This window comes from Chryseobacterium sp. A301, from assembly GCF_054489425.1.
Genome location: NZ_JBTMWY010000003.1, coordinates 287,317 through 301,547, shown reverse-complemented (window position 1 = coordinate 301,547; position 14,231 = coordinate 287,317). Strand labels below are relative to the sequence as shown.

Below are 14,231 nucleotides of genomic sequence, written 5' to 3'. Positions count from 1 at the left end.
TTTTTTTTCGCTCAAAACCGACTTTCATCTCTCAATTAAAATCCATAATTTTGCCTAAGTCTAAACCTTAAACCAATCGAATGAATTCCTACAAAAATCCATTGGAAGAGCGTTATTCCAGTGAGGAAATGCTTTTTAATTTTTCACCCAACAATAAATTTCGCACTTGGCGTCAACTCTGGATCCATTTGGCGGAGATTGAAAAAGAACTTGGATTAGAAATTTCACAAGAACAAATCGACCAGCTAAAAGCGAATCAGGACGATATAGATTTTGAAAAAGCAGCCGAATACGAGAAAAAATTTAGGCACGATGTGATGGCTCACGTCCATACGTATGGCGATGCCGCTCCTTTAGCCAAAGGAATTATTCACCTGGGTGCTACGTCCGCTTTTGTGGGAGACAATACGGATTTAATTCAGATCCGCGACGGACTTAAACTCATTCGAAAGCAACTGGTAGGCGTCATGCAACGTCTTTCTGATTTTGCAATCGAATATAAGGATTTGCCTACTCTTGGGTTTACGCATTATCAACCTGCTCAATTAACGACTGTAGGGAAACGTGCCACCTTGTGGCTTCAATCCCTAGTCCTTGATTTTGAAGAATTAGAATTCTTTTTAGACACCCTTCGTTTTCGTGGTGTAAAAGGTACCACAGGTACTGCAGCCTCCTTTTTAGAACTTTTTGAAGGGGATTATAGCAAAGTGAAGCATCTTGACAAAGAGCTTTCAAGACGATTTGGGTTTGAAAAAGTGTTCGGCGTTTCTGGTCAAACTTACGACCGGAAAGTAGATGCCAAAGTGGTAGCCCTACTTTCGAATATCGCACAGTCAGCCCATAAATTTAGCAACGATTTAAGACTGCTTCAGAATTTAAAAGAACTCGAGGAACCTTTTGAGAAAAATCAAATTGGATCTTCCGCGATGGCCTACAAAAGAAATCCAATGCGCTCGGAGAGAATTGGTGCGTTAGCTAAATTTGTAATGTCTCTTTCAAGCAGTTCTGCTATGGTGGCCTCTACCCAATGGTTTGAAAGAACTCTTGATGACAGCGCAAACAAAAGACTTACCATTCCACAAGCCTTTTTGGCGGTGGATGCCATTCTACTCATATGGAATAATATTCTAAATGGGATCGTGGTCTATGAAAATAGAATTGGAAAGCATATTGAGGAAGAACTTCCGTTTATGGCCACAGAGTACATTATTATGGAAGAAGTGAAAGCCGGAGGTGACCGACAAGAGATTCACGAAGTGATTCGTCAGCATTCCATGGAAGCGAGCAAAAAAGTGAAAATGGAAGGAAAAGAGAACGATCTCTTGGAACGCATCTTAAACGACGAAAGTCTAAGACTTGATAAGAGCAAACTAAGAGAAGTTTTGGATCCGAAAAATTTCATTGGCTTTGCGCCTATTCAAACGCAGGAGTTTATTGAGAATGAAGTTCAGCCTATTTTAAAGAAATACGCTCACGAAATGGGCGGTAGTTCTGATTTAAAAGTATAAGGTAGTGCAGCCCCTTGGGGGCTGCCTATTTTTTTAAACAAAGTAAGAAGAAAGAGTACAATCTAGTAATTAAGCATTCGGCCTGAAAGCCGCATGAGAGTTGAAATGAAAAAAAGAATATTCGTAGAAAAAAGGGGTCTGTTTGATGTAGAAAGTCCAAAGATTTTGGAAGAGATTAAAGCAGTCGTACCTACCATTCAGTCCGTAAAAGTTTACAATGTATACGATCTTTTTGGTCTAAGCAGCGAGGAGTTTTCCAAAGTGGTTCATACCACGTTTGTAGATCCCGTGACGGACGAGCTCCACGAAGAGAATCCAGCCCAAGGTCTCTACTTTGCCACGGAATATCTTCCCGGTCAATTCGACCAAAGAGCGGATTCGGCAGAGCAGTGTATTACGCTGCTTACCGGAAATGACCAAGCAGAAGTCCGCAGCGGTTCTCTTATTGAACTTCAAGGAGTAAGCTCAAGCGATATGGACCTTATCAAGGAGCACCTTATCAATAAGGTGGAAAGTCAGGAGAAGAATCTTGAGGTTTTGGAAATTCCAAAACAAGAAGAGCCCCAACCTGTCCCGATTCATTCCGGCTTTACAGCCTACACTAATGCGCAATTAGAAAAGTTCCATAAAGAACATGATTTTTCATTTGATATGGAAGATCTTACCTTCATTCAGTCTTACTTTCAAAAGGAACAAAGAGATCCTTCAGAAACCGAACTTAAAGTACTAGACACGTACTGGAGCGATCACTGTCGCCATACGACCTTTGAAACGGAACTTACCTCTATAGAGTTTGAAGGGTATCAAAAGGAGGTGCTCGAGCGCATATATAACGATTACCAATCCAAAAGAGCCTTTTTAAAGCGAGAGCATAAAGCTATGTCCCTTATGGACATTGGAACGATCGCAGCAAAGTACTTATACAAGACAGGGAAATTAGAAGACTTGGTGGTCTCTGAAGAGATCAATGCGTGCACAATTGAAATAGAAGCGAACTACGATGGAAAGAAAGAGCCGTGGTATTTGCTATTCAAAAATGAGACGCACAACCACCCTACAGAAATTGAACCCTTTGGGGGTGCCTCCACCTGTTTGGGAGGGGCAATTAGGGACCCTTTGTCGGGTCGTGCTTATGTGTACCAAGCAATGCGACTATCCGGATCGGGTAATGCATTAGAGCCTGTTTCTCAGACGCTGCCCGGAAAACTTCCTCAGCGTACGATCTCGAAAAAAGCAGCCAGTGGATACTCTTCTTATGGAAACCAAATTGGACTGGCTACGACGTTAGTCGACGAAATCTACCATCCTGGATACAAAGCGAAACGTATGGAAGTAGGTTTTGTAGTGGGAGCTGTGCCAAAAGATTGGGTAAAACGTGAAGAACCTTGTCCAGGAGATTTAGTGATTGTCCTTGGGGGTGCCACAGGACGCGATGGAGTAGGCGGTGCCACAGGAAGTTCCAAAGAACAGGACCAAGACTCTATCCATACACTTTCCACTGAAGTTCAAAAAGGAAACGCCGTCGAGGAGAGAAAAATTCAAAGGCTTTTCAGAAATCCTGAAGTCACAAGACTGATTAAAAAATCCAATGATTTTGGAGCCGGTGGAGTTTCCGTAGCCATTGGAGAAATTGCCTCGAGTTTGTCCATTCATTTAGACGAAATGCCGCTTAAATACGAGGGCCTTAGTGGAACTGAACTTGCGATTTCGGAATCTCAAGAAAGAATGGCCGTGGTGATCGAGCCGGGCGACAAAGAGAAATTCATTTCCCTTTGTGAAAAAGAAAATATTCATGCCTTTTCCATTGCGAAAGTGGAAGATTCGGGTCGCATGCAAATGTTTTGGAAAGGAGAGAAAATTGTGGATTTGAGTCGTGAATTTTTGGACACCAACGGGTGTCGAAAAATACAGACTGCCAAAATATCTCATTTAAAGCCTTACAAGGAAGATTCGATCGAATTTTCAAAAGAAAATTTCCTTAGTCTATTAAAAGATAAGAATGTAGCCTCTCAAAAAGGGCTTCAAGAAATGTTTGATGCCTCTGTGGGAGGAACGACCGTGGCGATGCCTTACGGAGGAACCTACCAAGAAACCCTGATGGAAGGAAGTGTGCAAATCTTGCCTGTGATTGGAGCAAAAGACGTAGATACGGTTTCGTTCGCCTCTTGGGGATTTGATGCGCACCATTCAAGTGAAAACTCCTTAAGTGGATCCGCTCTTGCGGTCGTAGAAAGCGTCTCTAAGATCGTGGCAATGGGCGGAGATTACCGCACTATTCGTTTGAGCTTTCAAGAGTATTTTGAGAAATTGGGTCAAGAGCCTGAGAAGTGGGGAAAACCACTATCTTCTCTACTGGGTGCCTACGATGCTCAAATGAATTTTGAGCTGGCCGCGATTGGTGGAAAGGACAGTATGAGCGGGTCTTTTGAGAATTTGAATGTGCCACCTACGCTTATTTCTTTTGCTTGTGCACACGGGGAGAAGAAGAATGTTATTTCACCGGAATTTAAAAAAGCAGGGAATTATATTTACTATTTCAATCATACGCTCGATGCGAGCGGAATGCCTGATTATGAGTCGTTAAAAGCGGTTTATGGAGAAGTCCATGAGATGATCAGAGCCCAAAAAGTAGTGTCTGCTAAAACGATTAAAAAAGGCGGTCTTGCCGTAGCAATAGCCAAAATGGCTTTTGGTAACCGACTGGGTGCTGTCGTTTCGACTTCAAAAGAAAGTCTGTTAACCAGTTCACTTGGAAGTTTAGTTCTTGAGTCTACTGAGCCTCTTGACAGTTCCCACTTTGTAGAAATTGGAAAAGTCTCGAGTGAACCTATTTTGCAAATTTCAGAAGAAAGCTTCTCAATCGAAGAGCTTTTAGGAGCTTACAAAGGTACATTTGAATCGCTTTTTCCAACCAAGGAAAAGGAGGCTGTTCTTCTTAATGTGGACGAGAGTTTAAACTCAATTAAGTCTTCTCCACTAATAAAGACAGGCCATGGAATTGCAAAACCTAGGGTTTTTGCGCCGGTTTTCCCAGGTACAAACTGTGAATACGAGACCATCAATGCATTCGCTAAGGAAGGGGCTATTGTAAACAGTTCAACTCTTGTGAATTTGACCACAGATTTGCTGGAGCAAAGCATTGAAAATTGGGTTAAAGAAATTCAGAATTCTCAGATTCTCGTGTTCTCTGGAGGATTCTCTGCAGGCGATGAGCCGGATGGATCCGCGAAATTCATTGTGAACGTGCTTAAGAACGAGCGAATGAAAGAAGCAGTCATGAACCACTTAGAGAAAGATGGGATGATTTTAGGTATCTGTAATGGTTTCCAAGCCCTTGTAAAATCAGGGTTATTACCCTATGGGGAAATCCGAGATCTGGATGCAAGTTCTCCCACCTTAGCACATAACTCCATTGGTAGACATATTTCTCAAATGGTCCGCGTAAAAGTGGTAAGTGAGCATTCCCCTTGGTTAGCGGGTACCTTAGGAGAAGAATACACAATTCCGATTTCCCATGGAGAAGGGAGATTTGTTGCTTCCAAGGAGGCGATTGAAGAGCTTTACCAGCAAGGACAAATTGCAACCCAGTATGTGGATCTCCAGGGACAAGTAGCCCACGGAATGCCTTTTAATCCAAACAATTCGTTTTTCGGAATCGAAGGTGTGACTTCCAAAGATGGAAAAATATTTGGTCGAATGGGACACACAGAGCGATTTAGCGAAGGACTAATGAAAAACATTCCGGATGCGAATTACCACAATGTCTTTAAAAATGGAGTGGATTACTTTAAATAAGAAATTCTTTTAGTAGAATACTGAAAAGGCGGGAAACAAATGGTTTCACCACCTTTTTTGGGTCATCACGCGAATTTATGCTTCCAGGAGCAAGGCTTTTAGGTGAGGTAAGTAAATAACTAGTCCTACGAAAAGAGCAAAAAGGGAAGCCAGTAGCACTGCGCCTGCAGCTAAGTCTTTTATGAGTCCAATTTTATCGTTCCATTTAGGCTCGATGAAATCCGCCATTTTTTCAAGAGCTGTGTTTAGTAGCTCCATGCAAAGAACGATTGCGCACACAAGCAGCAGAATTGCAATTTCCACGTAGGTTAGATCAAAAATGACAATGAATACGAGGTTTAACGCGAAGGCAAAAAGCTCAATTTGCAAATTGCGCTCTGTGCGAACTGCATGTTGCAGTCCGTTAAGCGCATTTTTAAGACTGGAAAGAAAAGTTTTGTTATTCATATTGAGTAAGGGAAAGGTAGGGAATCTAGGAGAAATTTCCATAAAAAAAAGAGAGAATATTGTTAATAACTAAAGCCACAAGTTTTCTCTATTTTCCCTTTATTTGTTATATTTGTAGAAATTAAATTGATTTATGAAATTTATCGTTTCAAGTGGAGAGTTGCAAAAAGCATTGCAAACCGTAAGTGGAGTGATTTCAAGCTCTCAATCCAGACCAATTTTAGAAAATTACCTATTTGCTTTAGATCAAGATCAATTGCAAATCACGGCTTCGGATGGAGAAACTACGCTTATTACAAGTCTAGATGTAAAATCAGATGAGTCCGGAAGATTTGCGGTGCCTGCGAAGATTTTTCAAGATTTTGTGAAAACCTATGGGGAACAGCCTCTTACTTTGTCGGTAAAAGACAACGATGAGGGGGTGGGAAGTCTACTTGAAATTTTAGACGAGAAGGACAATTTTGCAGTGGCCTTGGACAATGCAGAAGACTATCCTGAACTATCTGAATTTAATGCGACTCAAAAAGTAGTGATTCCTGCAGGTGTTCTTTCCGAGGCGTTAAACAACACTTTGTTTGCGACTTCAAATGACTCTTTACGACCTGTAATGACCGGGGTGTTATTTCAGTTTACAGAAGAAGGGACGAATTTTGTTTCCACAGATTCGCATCGTCTTGTGGTTTACAATAGAACAGACCTTGTGGCAGAACCGATGGAGTTCATCATGCCGAAAAAACCACTGGCTATTTTCAAATCAATTTTATCGAACACAACGGAAGAGGTATTGATTGAATTCGCTGACAATGTAGCGAAGTTCACATTTGGAAAAAACATTTGGATTTGCTTATTAATTGATGGGAAATATCCAAATTATACAGCGGTCATTCCAAAGGAAAATCCAAACATTCTAACAATCAATAGAGCTCTGCTTCTTCAAGCAATCAAAAGAGCCTCTATTATGGGGAATAAATCCACGAATCAGGTTCGTTTCAAATTGTCTGGTAACATATTGCATTTGCACACAGAAGATCCTGAATATGCAAACAAGGCAGATATGCAGATTCCTTGTGATTACAACGGCGAGGATATCAACATTGGATTTAGCTCTAAGTTCATAACAGAAATGCTTTCTGTTCTTGCATCCGATGACATTACTATTAAAATGTCCATGCCAACCCGTCCTGGGATTATTGAACCTATTGACGGACTAGAAGACAATGAAAATTTATTGATGCTTTCCATGCCTGTCATAGGGATGTAAAATGCAATCAAATTCAATGGACTTGAATACAAAGTGAGTGCATTGATTAATTAAATACCGTAGGAGCTTGCTTAAGTCAAGCTCCTATTTTTTTTGGGCCGCAGGCTAAATGGAATTTAAGTTCTTTTGAATTCCTTTTGGGGGAGAGAATCCTTTTGAATTTCCCATGGCTATATTTTAATGTCTGCTCAAAAATACCGATATTTGCGCCCGTATCTGTACACAAATTTAAGAGTAAATGAAAATCTCAAACAACTGGTTAGGCGAATACCTGAACACCGATTTAAAAATAGAACGCATAGGAGAAATCCTAACCGACATAGGTTTAGAAGTGGAAGGTATAGAGCCTTTTGAAACCATTAAAGGGTCTTTGCAAGGAATCGTTGTGGGTCAGGTGATGACGTGCGAAAAGCATCCCAATGCGGATAAATTAAAAGTAACCACAATCGATGTGGGCGCTCAGAGCCTACTTTCCATCGTGTGTGGAGCTCCCAACGTGGAGGCAGGTCAGAAAGTAGCGGTTGCCACTGTGGGTACGAAGATCTATGCAAAAGATGGAAGTTTTTTTGAGATAAAAAAAGCCAAACTAAGAGGAGAGGTTTCAGAAGGAATGCTTTGTTCCCAAGTGGAACTAGGCATTGGTGAGGACCATTCTGGAATTATGGTTTTAGAAGAAGATTTATATGAAGTCGGAAAACCTTTAAGCGATTATATTGAAGTAGGGAGTGACCATGTTTATGAAATAGGTTTAACACCGAATAGAACCGATGCAATGTCCCATTACGGAGTTGCAAGAGATTTGCATGCTTATTTAGCCAGCAATTCTCAGAAATCTGATTTTGAGAAAGTAGCACTTCAACCTTTGGAGGGGCAAAACGAATCGGATTTAGAGATCGAAGTAGAAGATTCAACTCTAACGCCTCGTTACGTGGGCGCTTTTGTGGAAAATGTAACCATAGAAGCCTCACCCGAATGGCTTCAAAAAAGGCTCCTAGCCATTGGTCTATCTCCAATCAATAACGTGGTAGACATTACCAATTACATTCTTCACGGCCTAGGTCAGCCCTTGCATGCATTTGATGCAGACAAGATCGAAGGCCACAAAGTAAAAGTAGGCAGGCTTGCGAAGGGAACGAAATTCACCACCCTAGATGGAGTGGAGAGAAGCCTTTCGGGAGAAGAAATTATGATTAAAGACGGAAGCGATAATCCCATGTGTATCGCAGGGGTCTTCGGAGGAATGAATTCGGGCGTAGGAGAAGAGACTCAAAGGATTTTCCTAGAGAGTGCGTACTTTAATCCTGTAGCAGTCCGGAAAGCAGCCAAATATCACGGATTAAGTACGGATGCCTCTTTCCGTTTCGAAAGAGGAGTGGATCCTGCTCAAACGAAAACAGCACTTTCGTACGCAATTAAATTGATTGAAGAGATTGCAGGTGGACAGTTGGTCGGTGAAGTAATCGATCTCTATCCAAGCGTGATAGAGGGGCAGTACGTCGTTTTACGCTATTCAATGCTTGATCAAATTCTTGGAATTAAAATCCACAGAGAGAAGGTCAAAGAAATTCTAAAGTCTCTAGACATTGCTATTTTAAATGAAATTCAAAATGGACTCGAACTTTCGGTTCCTACCTTTAGAGCGGACGTAACTCGAGAGATTGATGTCATTGAAGAGATCCTTCGTATTTATGGATACAATAAGGTGGAATCGCCTGCGAAATTTTCGTTTTCCCCTGTGAAATTGAGTACAAATGACCAAGACGAACTTGAAAATTCGTGGGCTCGAACGCTTCAAAGCGCTGGGTTTAATGAAGTAATGAATAATTCCTTAACCTCGATTAAGGATCCAAAGGATGCCGTTAAATTACTAAATCCATTAAGTGGAGAGTTAGCGTACCTTCGTACGTCTCTGCTAGAGGGTCTATTGCAAAACGCAGCCTATAATATCAATCGAAAAAGTGCAGATTTAAAGTTTTTTGAACTAGGAAAGATTTATCATAAGACGAAATCCTACTCAGAGCGCAAGCAACTCGCCCTGCTTACCACCGGTAAGGACCAGGCAGAGAATTGGAGGTCGCAAGGAGAAGTAAGCGATTTTTATCGCCTTAAAGGATATGTATCTCTTCTCTTACAGCGCCTTGGGCTTAAATGGGAAGAAGAAGTGCTAGAGGACGCGCGATTTAGCGATGGCCTTGCTTTGAAAGTCGGAAATCAAATTGTGGCAAGACTTGGAATTGTTTCAAAAGAGGCGTTAAAGTCAGCAGATGTAGATCAGAAATGTTACTATGCAGAAATCGAACTTCAACTGGCCCAGAGTCTGAGAGAAACAGAGAATCTTAAATTTCAAGACCTTCCTAAGTTTAACGTGATTCGTCGTGACCTCGCTTTGCTAGTAGATAAAAATGTAAGCTATAGTGAGCTTAAAAAAGCAGTAGAGAAGAAGCCTTCCCGCTATTTACGTAAAGTGAACTTGTTTGATGTTTACGAAGGCAAAAACCTACCCGAGGGTAAGAAATCCTACGCGCTAAGCTTCGAGTTACTCAACGAAGAAAAGACACTCGAAGAGAAAGAAATTTCTCAGGTGATGAATCAATTGATCGCTTTGTTTGAAAATGAATTTGGAGCCACACTTCGTTAAGGGATCTTGAAATTCTGAATTGCGCAGCGCTGTAATAGGCCTATTTTTTGATTAGAAAAAGCTTAAATTCAAGACGCAGTCCGATTTTTATTTATACATTTGATTTGCAAAATTACATTTTATGAAAAATATTTGGTTAGTTCTATTCGCTTTTCTTACCCTCGCTTCGTGTACAGCGATTGGATCCGTGGGTAAAGTAGGCTCGAAGCAAACGAGTATTGCAAATACGCAGTGGACCGTAACGGAATCCGTCTCAGGTCCAAAACCTACGCTCCTAATTGAAGAGCAAAAGATTGCAGGGAATGCAGGCTGTAATTCTTATTTTGGAGGTGTTGAGCTAAACCCATCCGTGGGTGGTTTTTCAACTTCCGCACTCGGATCGACAAGAAAAGCTTGTGAAGATATGACGACAGAAACGAACTTTCTTGGTCTTCTGCAAAGTGCAACGCATTACGTTGTGAATGGGAATACCCTTGAATTGTACAAAGACAATTTACTTCTTATGAAGTTTACAAAAAACTAAGAAAGGAATCTACTTTCAAAAAACAATACCGCCGAGAGAAGCTCTAGGCGGTATTGTTTTTATAGACCTTTTACTTAAAAAAACAATCTGCTTCCGGAGGAAAGCAGATTGCATATTTTAAGTATTAGAAACTAAAAGAATTAGTTCTCTTCGTCTTCTTCGTCGTATTTGGCTAATTCTTCGTCACACCATGTGAAAGCCATTTCTACTACTTTAGTGGCTTCGTCTGCCATGGTTTCTTCGTCATCTCCTTCAAGATCGTCTAACCATTCTACTTCTTCTTCCTCTACGTTAAGGATAAATCTTGGATATTCTGTATGAACTACAAATAAATCTTCCGGCATTTCGGAATTGTCGGCTAATAAAAATTTAGGTATTTTCATTTTTGTAATGTTTTAATGGGGTCAAAGATAAAGAAAATTGTTTTAGCAAATGAATCCCCTATTTTAAATTTTGTTAAAATCCGGTTGCAAAACTTTTAGCTACAATTTCTGCTTTTTTTGTGGTGGAATAGTCATAAAACCCTTCTTTTGATTTTACTCCTAGTTTTCCCGCTCGTACCATATTTACGAGAAGAGGATTGGGAGCGTATTTCGGGTTCTTAAATCCATCGTGCATTACATTTAAGATAGCAAGACAAACGTCTAATCCAATGAAATCTGCAAGTTGCAATGGACCCATAGGGTGCGCCATTCCTAACTTCATTACTGTATCAATTTGCTCGACACCTGCTACGCGGTTGTATAGGGTCTCAATCGCTTCATTGATCATAGGCATTAAGATTCGGTTGGCCACGAATCCGGGATAGTCATTCACTTCCACTGGCGTTTTGCCTAGAGCCTTGGACCATTCAAACGTTTTGTCAAACGTTTCTTTAGAAGTGGAAAACCCTTTAATGATTTCCACAAGTTTCATTAGGGGTACTGGATTCATAAAATGCATTCCAATTACTTTTTCAGGTCTGTTTGTAACAGATGCAATTTGGGTAATGGAAATAGAGGAGGTATTGCTGGCAAGAATACAATTCTCAGGCGCAAGTTCATCCATCTGTCTGAAAATCTTTAATTTTAACTCTAAGTTTTCCGTAGCGGCTTCTACAATTAATTCCGTCTCTTCGATGGCTTTGCTTAGGTCTGTGAATAGCGTGATACGATCTAAGGTATCCTTTTTTAAAGCTTCGGTAATGGTTTCTTTCGAAAGCATCCGATCGAGATTAGAGGTGATGGTTTTTAGTCCATTTTCTAGGGCCTCAGTAGAAACGTCTACCAAGTTTACTTGAAATCCATTTTGTGCAAAGGTGTGCGCGATTCCATTGCCCATGGTTCCTGCGCCAATTACTACAATCTTGTTCATACTATTTTTTTATTCTTCCTTTTTAGTTCTTATTTTCATTCCTGTTCAACGTAATAATCGTAAATCCATTTCGAGATCGTCGCGATCATTTGCGTGTTTGTTTTGTCATCTAATTTCGAATCTGAAATTAGAATGGAAAGTACGTAATGGTTGTTTTTGGGAGTGGTTACAATTCCTATGTCGTTTTCCGCTCCTGTGAGACCCTCCTTGTTTTTCCCAGATGCACCCGTTTTGTGGGCCGTGGATTCCTTAGGGAGAAGCGCTTTCATTTTATTGCTGCCGGTTTTTGTATTGAGCATTACTTTATAAAGAAAAGCGGTTGAACTTTCTGATAAAGTTTTTCTCTCATAAAATAATTTGAGTAGAGAACTTAGTTCTTTTGCAGATGCCGCATTCTGATATTGACGCTCCCAATCTTCGTGCATTTGCTCTTCATTAAATAGAATCTGGAATTCCTTAAGTCCAAAGCTGCGAATAAACTTCTGCGTTTGCAAAGGTCCACCCCCTAATCTTAGTAGAACATCGCAAGCATTGTTGTCACTTTGCGCAACGGCATATTCAATGAGTTCACCGAGCGAAAGAGTCACATCGCCAGTAGGATATTTTACCTTTAAAGGAGACCAGGTATTGTCTAATAGTTCTTCTGCTTTGACAAGGATAGGACTCGTAAGGGAGTAGGTTCCTTTGTCGACAAGGGAAAGGACTTGTAGGGCAATGGGGAACTTAAATACACTTTGCATCGGCAGGGCCTTATTCTCGTTCCAGTGAAACTGAAGTGAATTTTCAATACCGATTGCAGAAACCCCTAACGTAAGAGGTTTTCCCTTGGTTAGCGTAGCAATTCGTTCGGATAGGGACTGCGCTGAGGACTGGATAAAGAAGAATCCGAAAAAGAGTATTAAAAGGCCGTATCGTAGCATAACGAATTATTTGGAAGGTGTTGGAGACTTTTGAATTAGGTTCATGATTTTAAGGGCCACTTCCAGTGCCTCCGTTCCATCTTCAAGGGAAACTTCAACTTGGTCATCCATTGCAATTGCTCTTGCGAACGCGTTGAGCTCATCCAAGATCGCATTGTTAGGTTCGATTGCTGGATATTCAAAAAGTATTTGATTTTTTTCACCCTCAGAACTCTCAATGATCATATCAAAATCGGAAGGGTTTTCTGGCGCTTCCTTCATTCGGATTACCTCTGCTTTTTTTTCTAAAAAATCGACCGATATGTAAGCGTCTCGCTGAAAAAATCTAGATTTCCGCATGGCTTTCATTGAAATTCGAGAGGTGGTTAGGTTCGCCACGCAACCGTTCTCAAATTCAATTCTAGCATTGGTGATGTCGGGCGTTTTTGACACGACGCATACACCGCTGGCATGAATGTCTTTTACTTTTGATTTTACAATGCTTAAGAGAATATCAAGATCGTGAATCATTAAGTCAAGTACGACCGAGACATCTGTTCCCCTGGGATTGAATTCCGCAAGACGGTGAATCTCGATAAACATGGGATCCTGAATGTATTGCTTGGTGGCAATGAAGGCAGGGTTGAAGCGTTCCACGTGCCCAACTTGAGCCTTAATCTGATGCTCGTTGCAGAGCGAGAGAATTTCTTTCGCTTGTTCTAAAGTTTGAGTGACGGGTTTTTCAATAAAAAAATGAATTCTTTTTTCAATTGCTTTTAAAGCGTATTGATAATGATAAAGAGTAGGAGTAACAATGTCTAGCATGTCAATTTGATCCAAAAGCTCCTCGAAATTCTCAAAGTACCGGTATCCAAATTCTGCTTCAATTTTTCGGCCGTTTTCTGTGTCAGCGTCATGGAAGCCCACGAGATTATAGTGTTCGCTTTGTTGTAGAAGTTTTAAGTGAATCTTCCCCAAATGCCCTGCGCCCACGAGACCTGCTTTAATCATGCTTTATTATTTTTGTAAAGATATGGATTCGAAAAGAAAAATGAAACTCTTTGGCCTATTTACCTCCGTGGAATGGGAGGAGAAAGCCCATGGAATCTCGTTTTTAATTGCTATTTTTGTCCTATGCCAGATAGTTTTGTACACAAAGGAAAGCGCCGTAAGCTCGTAGAGTATCTCCATCAAAAACTAGGAATCGAAGATTCCCTAGTGCTTGAGGCTATGCAAAGCGTACCCCGCCACCTTTTCATTGAAAGTATCTTTGCGGATTATGCATACGAGGATCGCGCTTTTCCGATTGCGGCCGGACAAACCATTTCCCATCCTTCAACTGTGGCAGAACAAACGCAATTGCTACAGGTGTCTGCAGGGGATAAAATACTTGAAATTGGTACTGGAAGTGGATACCAAACCGCAATTTTGGTTGCAATGAAAACACTCGTTTATACGGTAGAAAGGCAAAAAAGCTTGTTTGATTTTTCTTCTGAGAAATTAAAGCAGATAGGACTTCGAGCTAAGTTTCATAGTTTTGGTGATGGATTTAAAGGTCTTCCTACGTTTGCCCCCTTTGATCGCATTTTAGTGACTTGCGGGGCTAATGAGCTTCCCACCGAGCTCTTAAAACAATTGCGAATCGGTGGAATTTTAGTGATACCGTTAGGGCCTCAAGAAGAACAAGTGCTAATGCGCTTTACTAAGATTTCAGAAACAGAATTTGAAAAAGAAGACTTTGGCGCTTATAAATTTGTGCCTATGCTAGGCAAGACGCACCAGTAAATTTGCGCAATTTGTCCAAAAA

General features: G+C 40.9%; 11 protein-coding genes. 6 read left to right on the top strand and 5 right to left on the bottom strand.

Annotated features, from left to right (window positions below; genetic code table 11):
• The first annotated feature begins 80 nt into the window (after window positions 1-80).
• The gene (gene purB, locus ACX3PU_RS07285; protein WP_459084309.1) at window positions 81-1,508 is read left to right on the top strand and encodes an adenylosuccinate lyase; all 1,428 of its coding nucleotides are present in this window, start codon (window positions 81-83) and stop codon (window positions 1,506-1,508) included.
• Window positions 1,509-1,613: 105 nt separating this feature from the next.
• On the top strand, window positions 1,614-5,303 hold the full coding sequence (locus tag ACX3PU_RS07280) for a phosphoribosylformylglycinamidine synthase (protein ID WP_459084308.1): 3,690 nt from the start codon (window positions 1,614-1,616) through the stop codon (window positions 5,301-5,303).
• Between the two features lie 75 nt (window positions 5,304-5,378).
• Here ACX3PU_RS07280 and ACX3PU_RS07275 read toward each other — a convergent pair whose 3' ends face one another.
• Window positions 5,379-5,750 carry a diacylglycerol kinase gene (locus tag ACX3PU_RS07275; protein ID WP_459084307.1) on the bottom strand — a complete coding sequence of 124 codons (372 nt, stop codon included), beginning with the start codon at window positions 5,748-5,750 and terminating at the stop codon, window positions 5,379-5,381.
• Window positions 5,751-5,883: 133 nt separating this feature from the next.
• Here ACX3PU_RS07275 and dnaN point away from each other — a divergent pair, with 133 nt between their 5' ends.
• The 3 genes from dnaN to ACX3PU_RS07260 all read left to right on the top strand — a co-directional run bounded on the left by dnaN (window position 5,884) and on the right by ACX3PU_RS07260 (window position 10,172).
• Window positions 5,884-7,011, top strand: a complete 1,128-nt coding sequence (gene dnaN, locus ACX3PU_RS07270) for a DNA polymerase III subunit beta (protein WP_459084305.1) — start codon at window positions 5,884-5,886, stop codon at window positions 7,009-7,011.
• A gap of 238 nt (window positions 7,012-7,249) precedes the next feature.
• The gene (pheT, locus tag ACX3PU_RS07265; protein ID WP_459084303.1) at window positions 7,250-9,649 is read left to right on the top strand and encodes a phenylalanine--tRNA ligase subunit beta; all 2,400 of its coding nucleotides are present in this window, start codon (window positions 7,250-7,252) and stop codon (window positions 9,647-9,649) included.
• Window positions 9,650-9,770: 121 nt separating this feature from the next.
• Window positions 9,771-10,172 (top strand): META domain-containing protein, encoded by a 402-nt coding sequence (locus ACX3PU_RS07260; RefSeq protein ID WP_459084301.1) that lies wholly within the window; start codon window positions 9,771-9,773, stop codon window positions 10,170-10,172.
• Window positions 10,173-10,312: 140 nt separating this feature from the next.
• Here ACX3PU_RS07260 and ACX3PU_RS07255 read toward each other — a convergent pair whose 3' ends face one another.
• The 4 genes from ACX3PU_RS07255 to ACX3PU_RS07240 form a co-directional block, all read right to left on the bottom strand.
• Window positions 10,313-10,555: a hypothetical protein gene (locus ACX3PU_RS07255; protein ID WP_459084300.1), complete on the bottom strand. Its 243-nt coding sequence runs from the start codon at window positions 10,553-10,555 to the stop codon at window positions 10,313-10,315.
• Between the two features lie 73 nt (window positions 10,556-10,628).
• A complete protein-coding gene (locus ACX3PU_RS07250; protein ID WP_459084298.1) occupies window positions 10,629-11,525 on the bottom strand; it encodes a 3-hydroxyacyl-CoA dehydrogenase family protein in 897 nt (298 codons plus the stop codon).
• 35 nt (window positions 11,526-11,560) lie between these two features.
• Complete coding sequence (gene bla / locus ACX3PU_RS07245) at window positions 11,561-12,445, bottom strand: class A beta-lactamase, subclass A2 (RefSeq protein ID WP_459084297.1); 885 nt, start codon at window positions 12,443-12,445, stop codon at window positions 11,561-11,563.
• Window positions 12,446-12,451: 6 nt separating this feature from the next.
• The gene (locus ACX3PU_RS07240) at window positions 12,452-13,435 is read right to left on the bottom strand and encodes a Gfo/Idh/MocA family protein (protein ID WP_459084296.1); all 984 of its coding nucleotides are present in this window, start codon (window positions 13,433-13,435) and stop codon (window positions 12,452-12,454) included.
• Between the two features lie 123 nt (window positions 13,436-13,558).
• On the opposite strand from ACX3PU_RS07240, the gene ACX3PU_RS07235 reads away from it, so the two are divergent.
• Window positions 13,559-14,209, top strand: coding sequence for a protein-L-isoaspartate(D-aspartate) O-methyltransferase (locus ACX3PU_RS07235; protein ID WP_459084295.1), 651 nt, complete (start codon window positions 13,559-13,561; stop codon window positions 14,207-14,209).
• The last annotated feature ends 22 nt before the right edge of the window (window positions 14,210-14,231 follow it).

Coding starts and splice junctions, on each gene's coding strand:
- ACX3PU_RS07255 (WP_459084300.1), bottom strand. CDS start 10,555: ATGAAAATACCTAAATTTTTATTAGCCGACAATTCCGAAATGCCGGAA.
- ACX3PU_RS07280 (WP_459084308.1), top strand. CDS start 1,614: ATGAAAAAAAGAATATTCGTAGAAAAAAGGGGTCTGTTTGATGTAGAA.
- ACX3PU_RS07235 (WP_459084295.1), top strand. CDS start 13,559: ATGCCAGATAGTTTTGTACACAAAGGAAAGCGCCGTAAGCTCGTAGAG.
- ACX3PU_RS07250 (WP_459084298.1), bottom strand. CDS start 11,525: ATGAACAAGATTGTAGTAATTGGCGCAGGAACCATGGGCAATGGAATC.
- ACX3PU_RS07240 (WP_459084296.1), bottom strand. CDS start 13,435: ATGATTAAAGCAGGTCTCGTGGGCGCAGGGCATTTGGGGAAGATTCAC.
- ACX3PU_RS07260 (WP_459084301.1), top strand. CDS start 9,771: ATGAAAAATATTTGGTTAGTTCTATTCGCTTTTCTTACCCTCGCTTCG.
- ACX3PU_RS07275 (WP_459084307.1), bottom strand. CDS start 5,750: ATGAATAACAAAACTTTTCTTTCCAGTCTTAAAAATGCGCTTAACGGA.
- bla (WP_459084297.1), bottom strand. CDS start 12,445: ATGCTACGATACGGCCTTTTAATACTCTTTTTCGGATTCTTCTTTATC.
- dnaN (WP_459084305.1), top strand. CDS start 5,884: ATGAAATTTATCGTTTCAAGTGGAGAGTTGCAAAAAGCATTGCAAACC.
- purB (WP_459084309.1), top strand. CDS start 81: ATGAATTCCTACAAAAATCCATTGGAAGAGCGTTATTCCAGTGAGGAA.
- pheT (WP_459084303.1), top strand. CDS start 7,250: ATGAAAATCTCAAACAACTGGTTAGGCGAATACCTGAACACCGATTTA.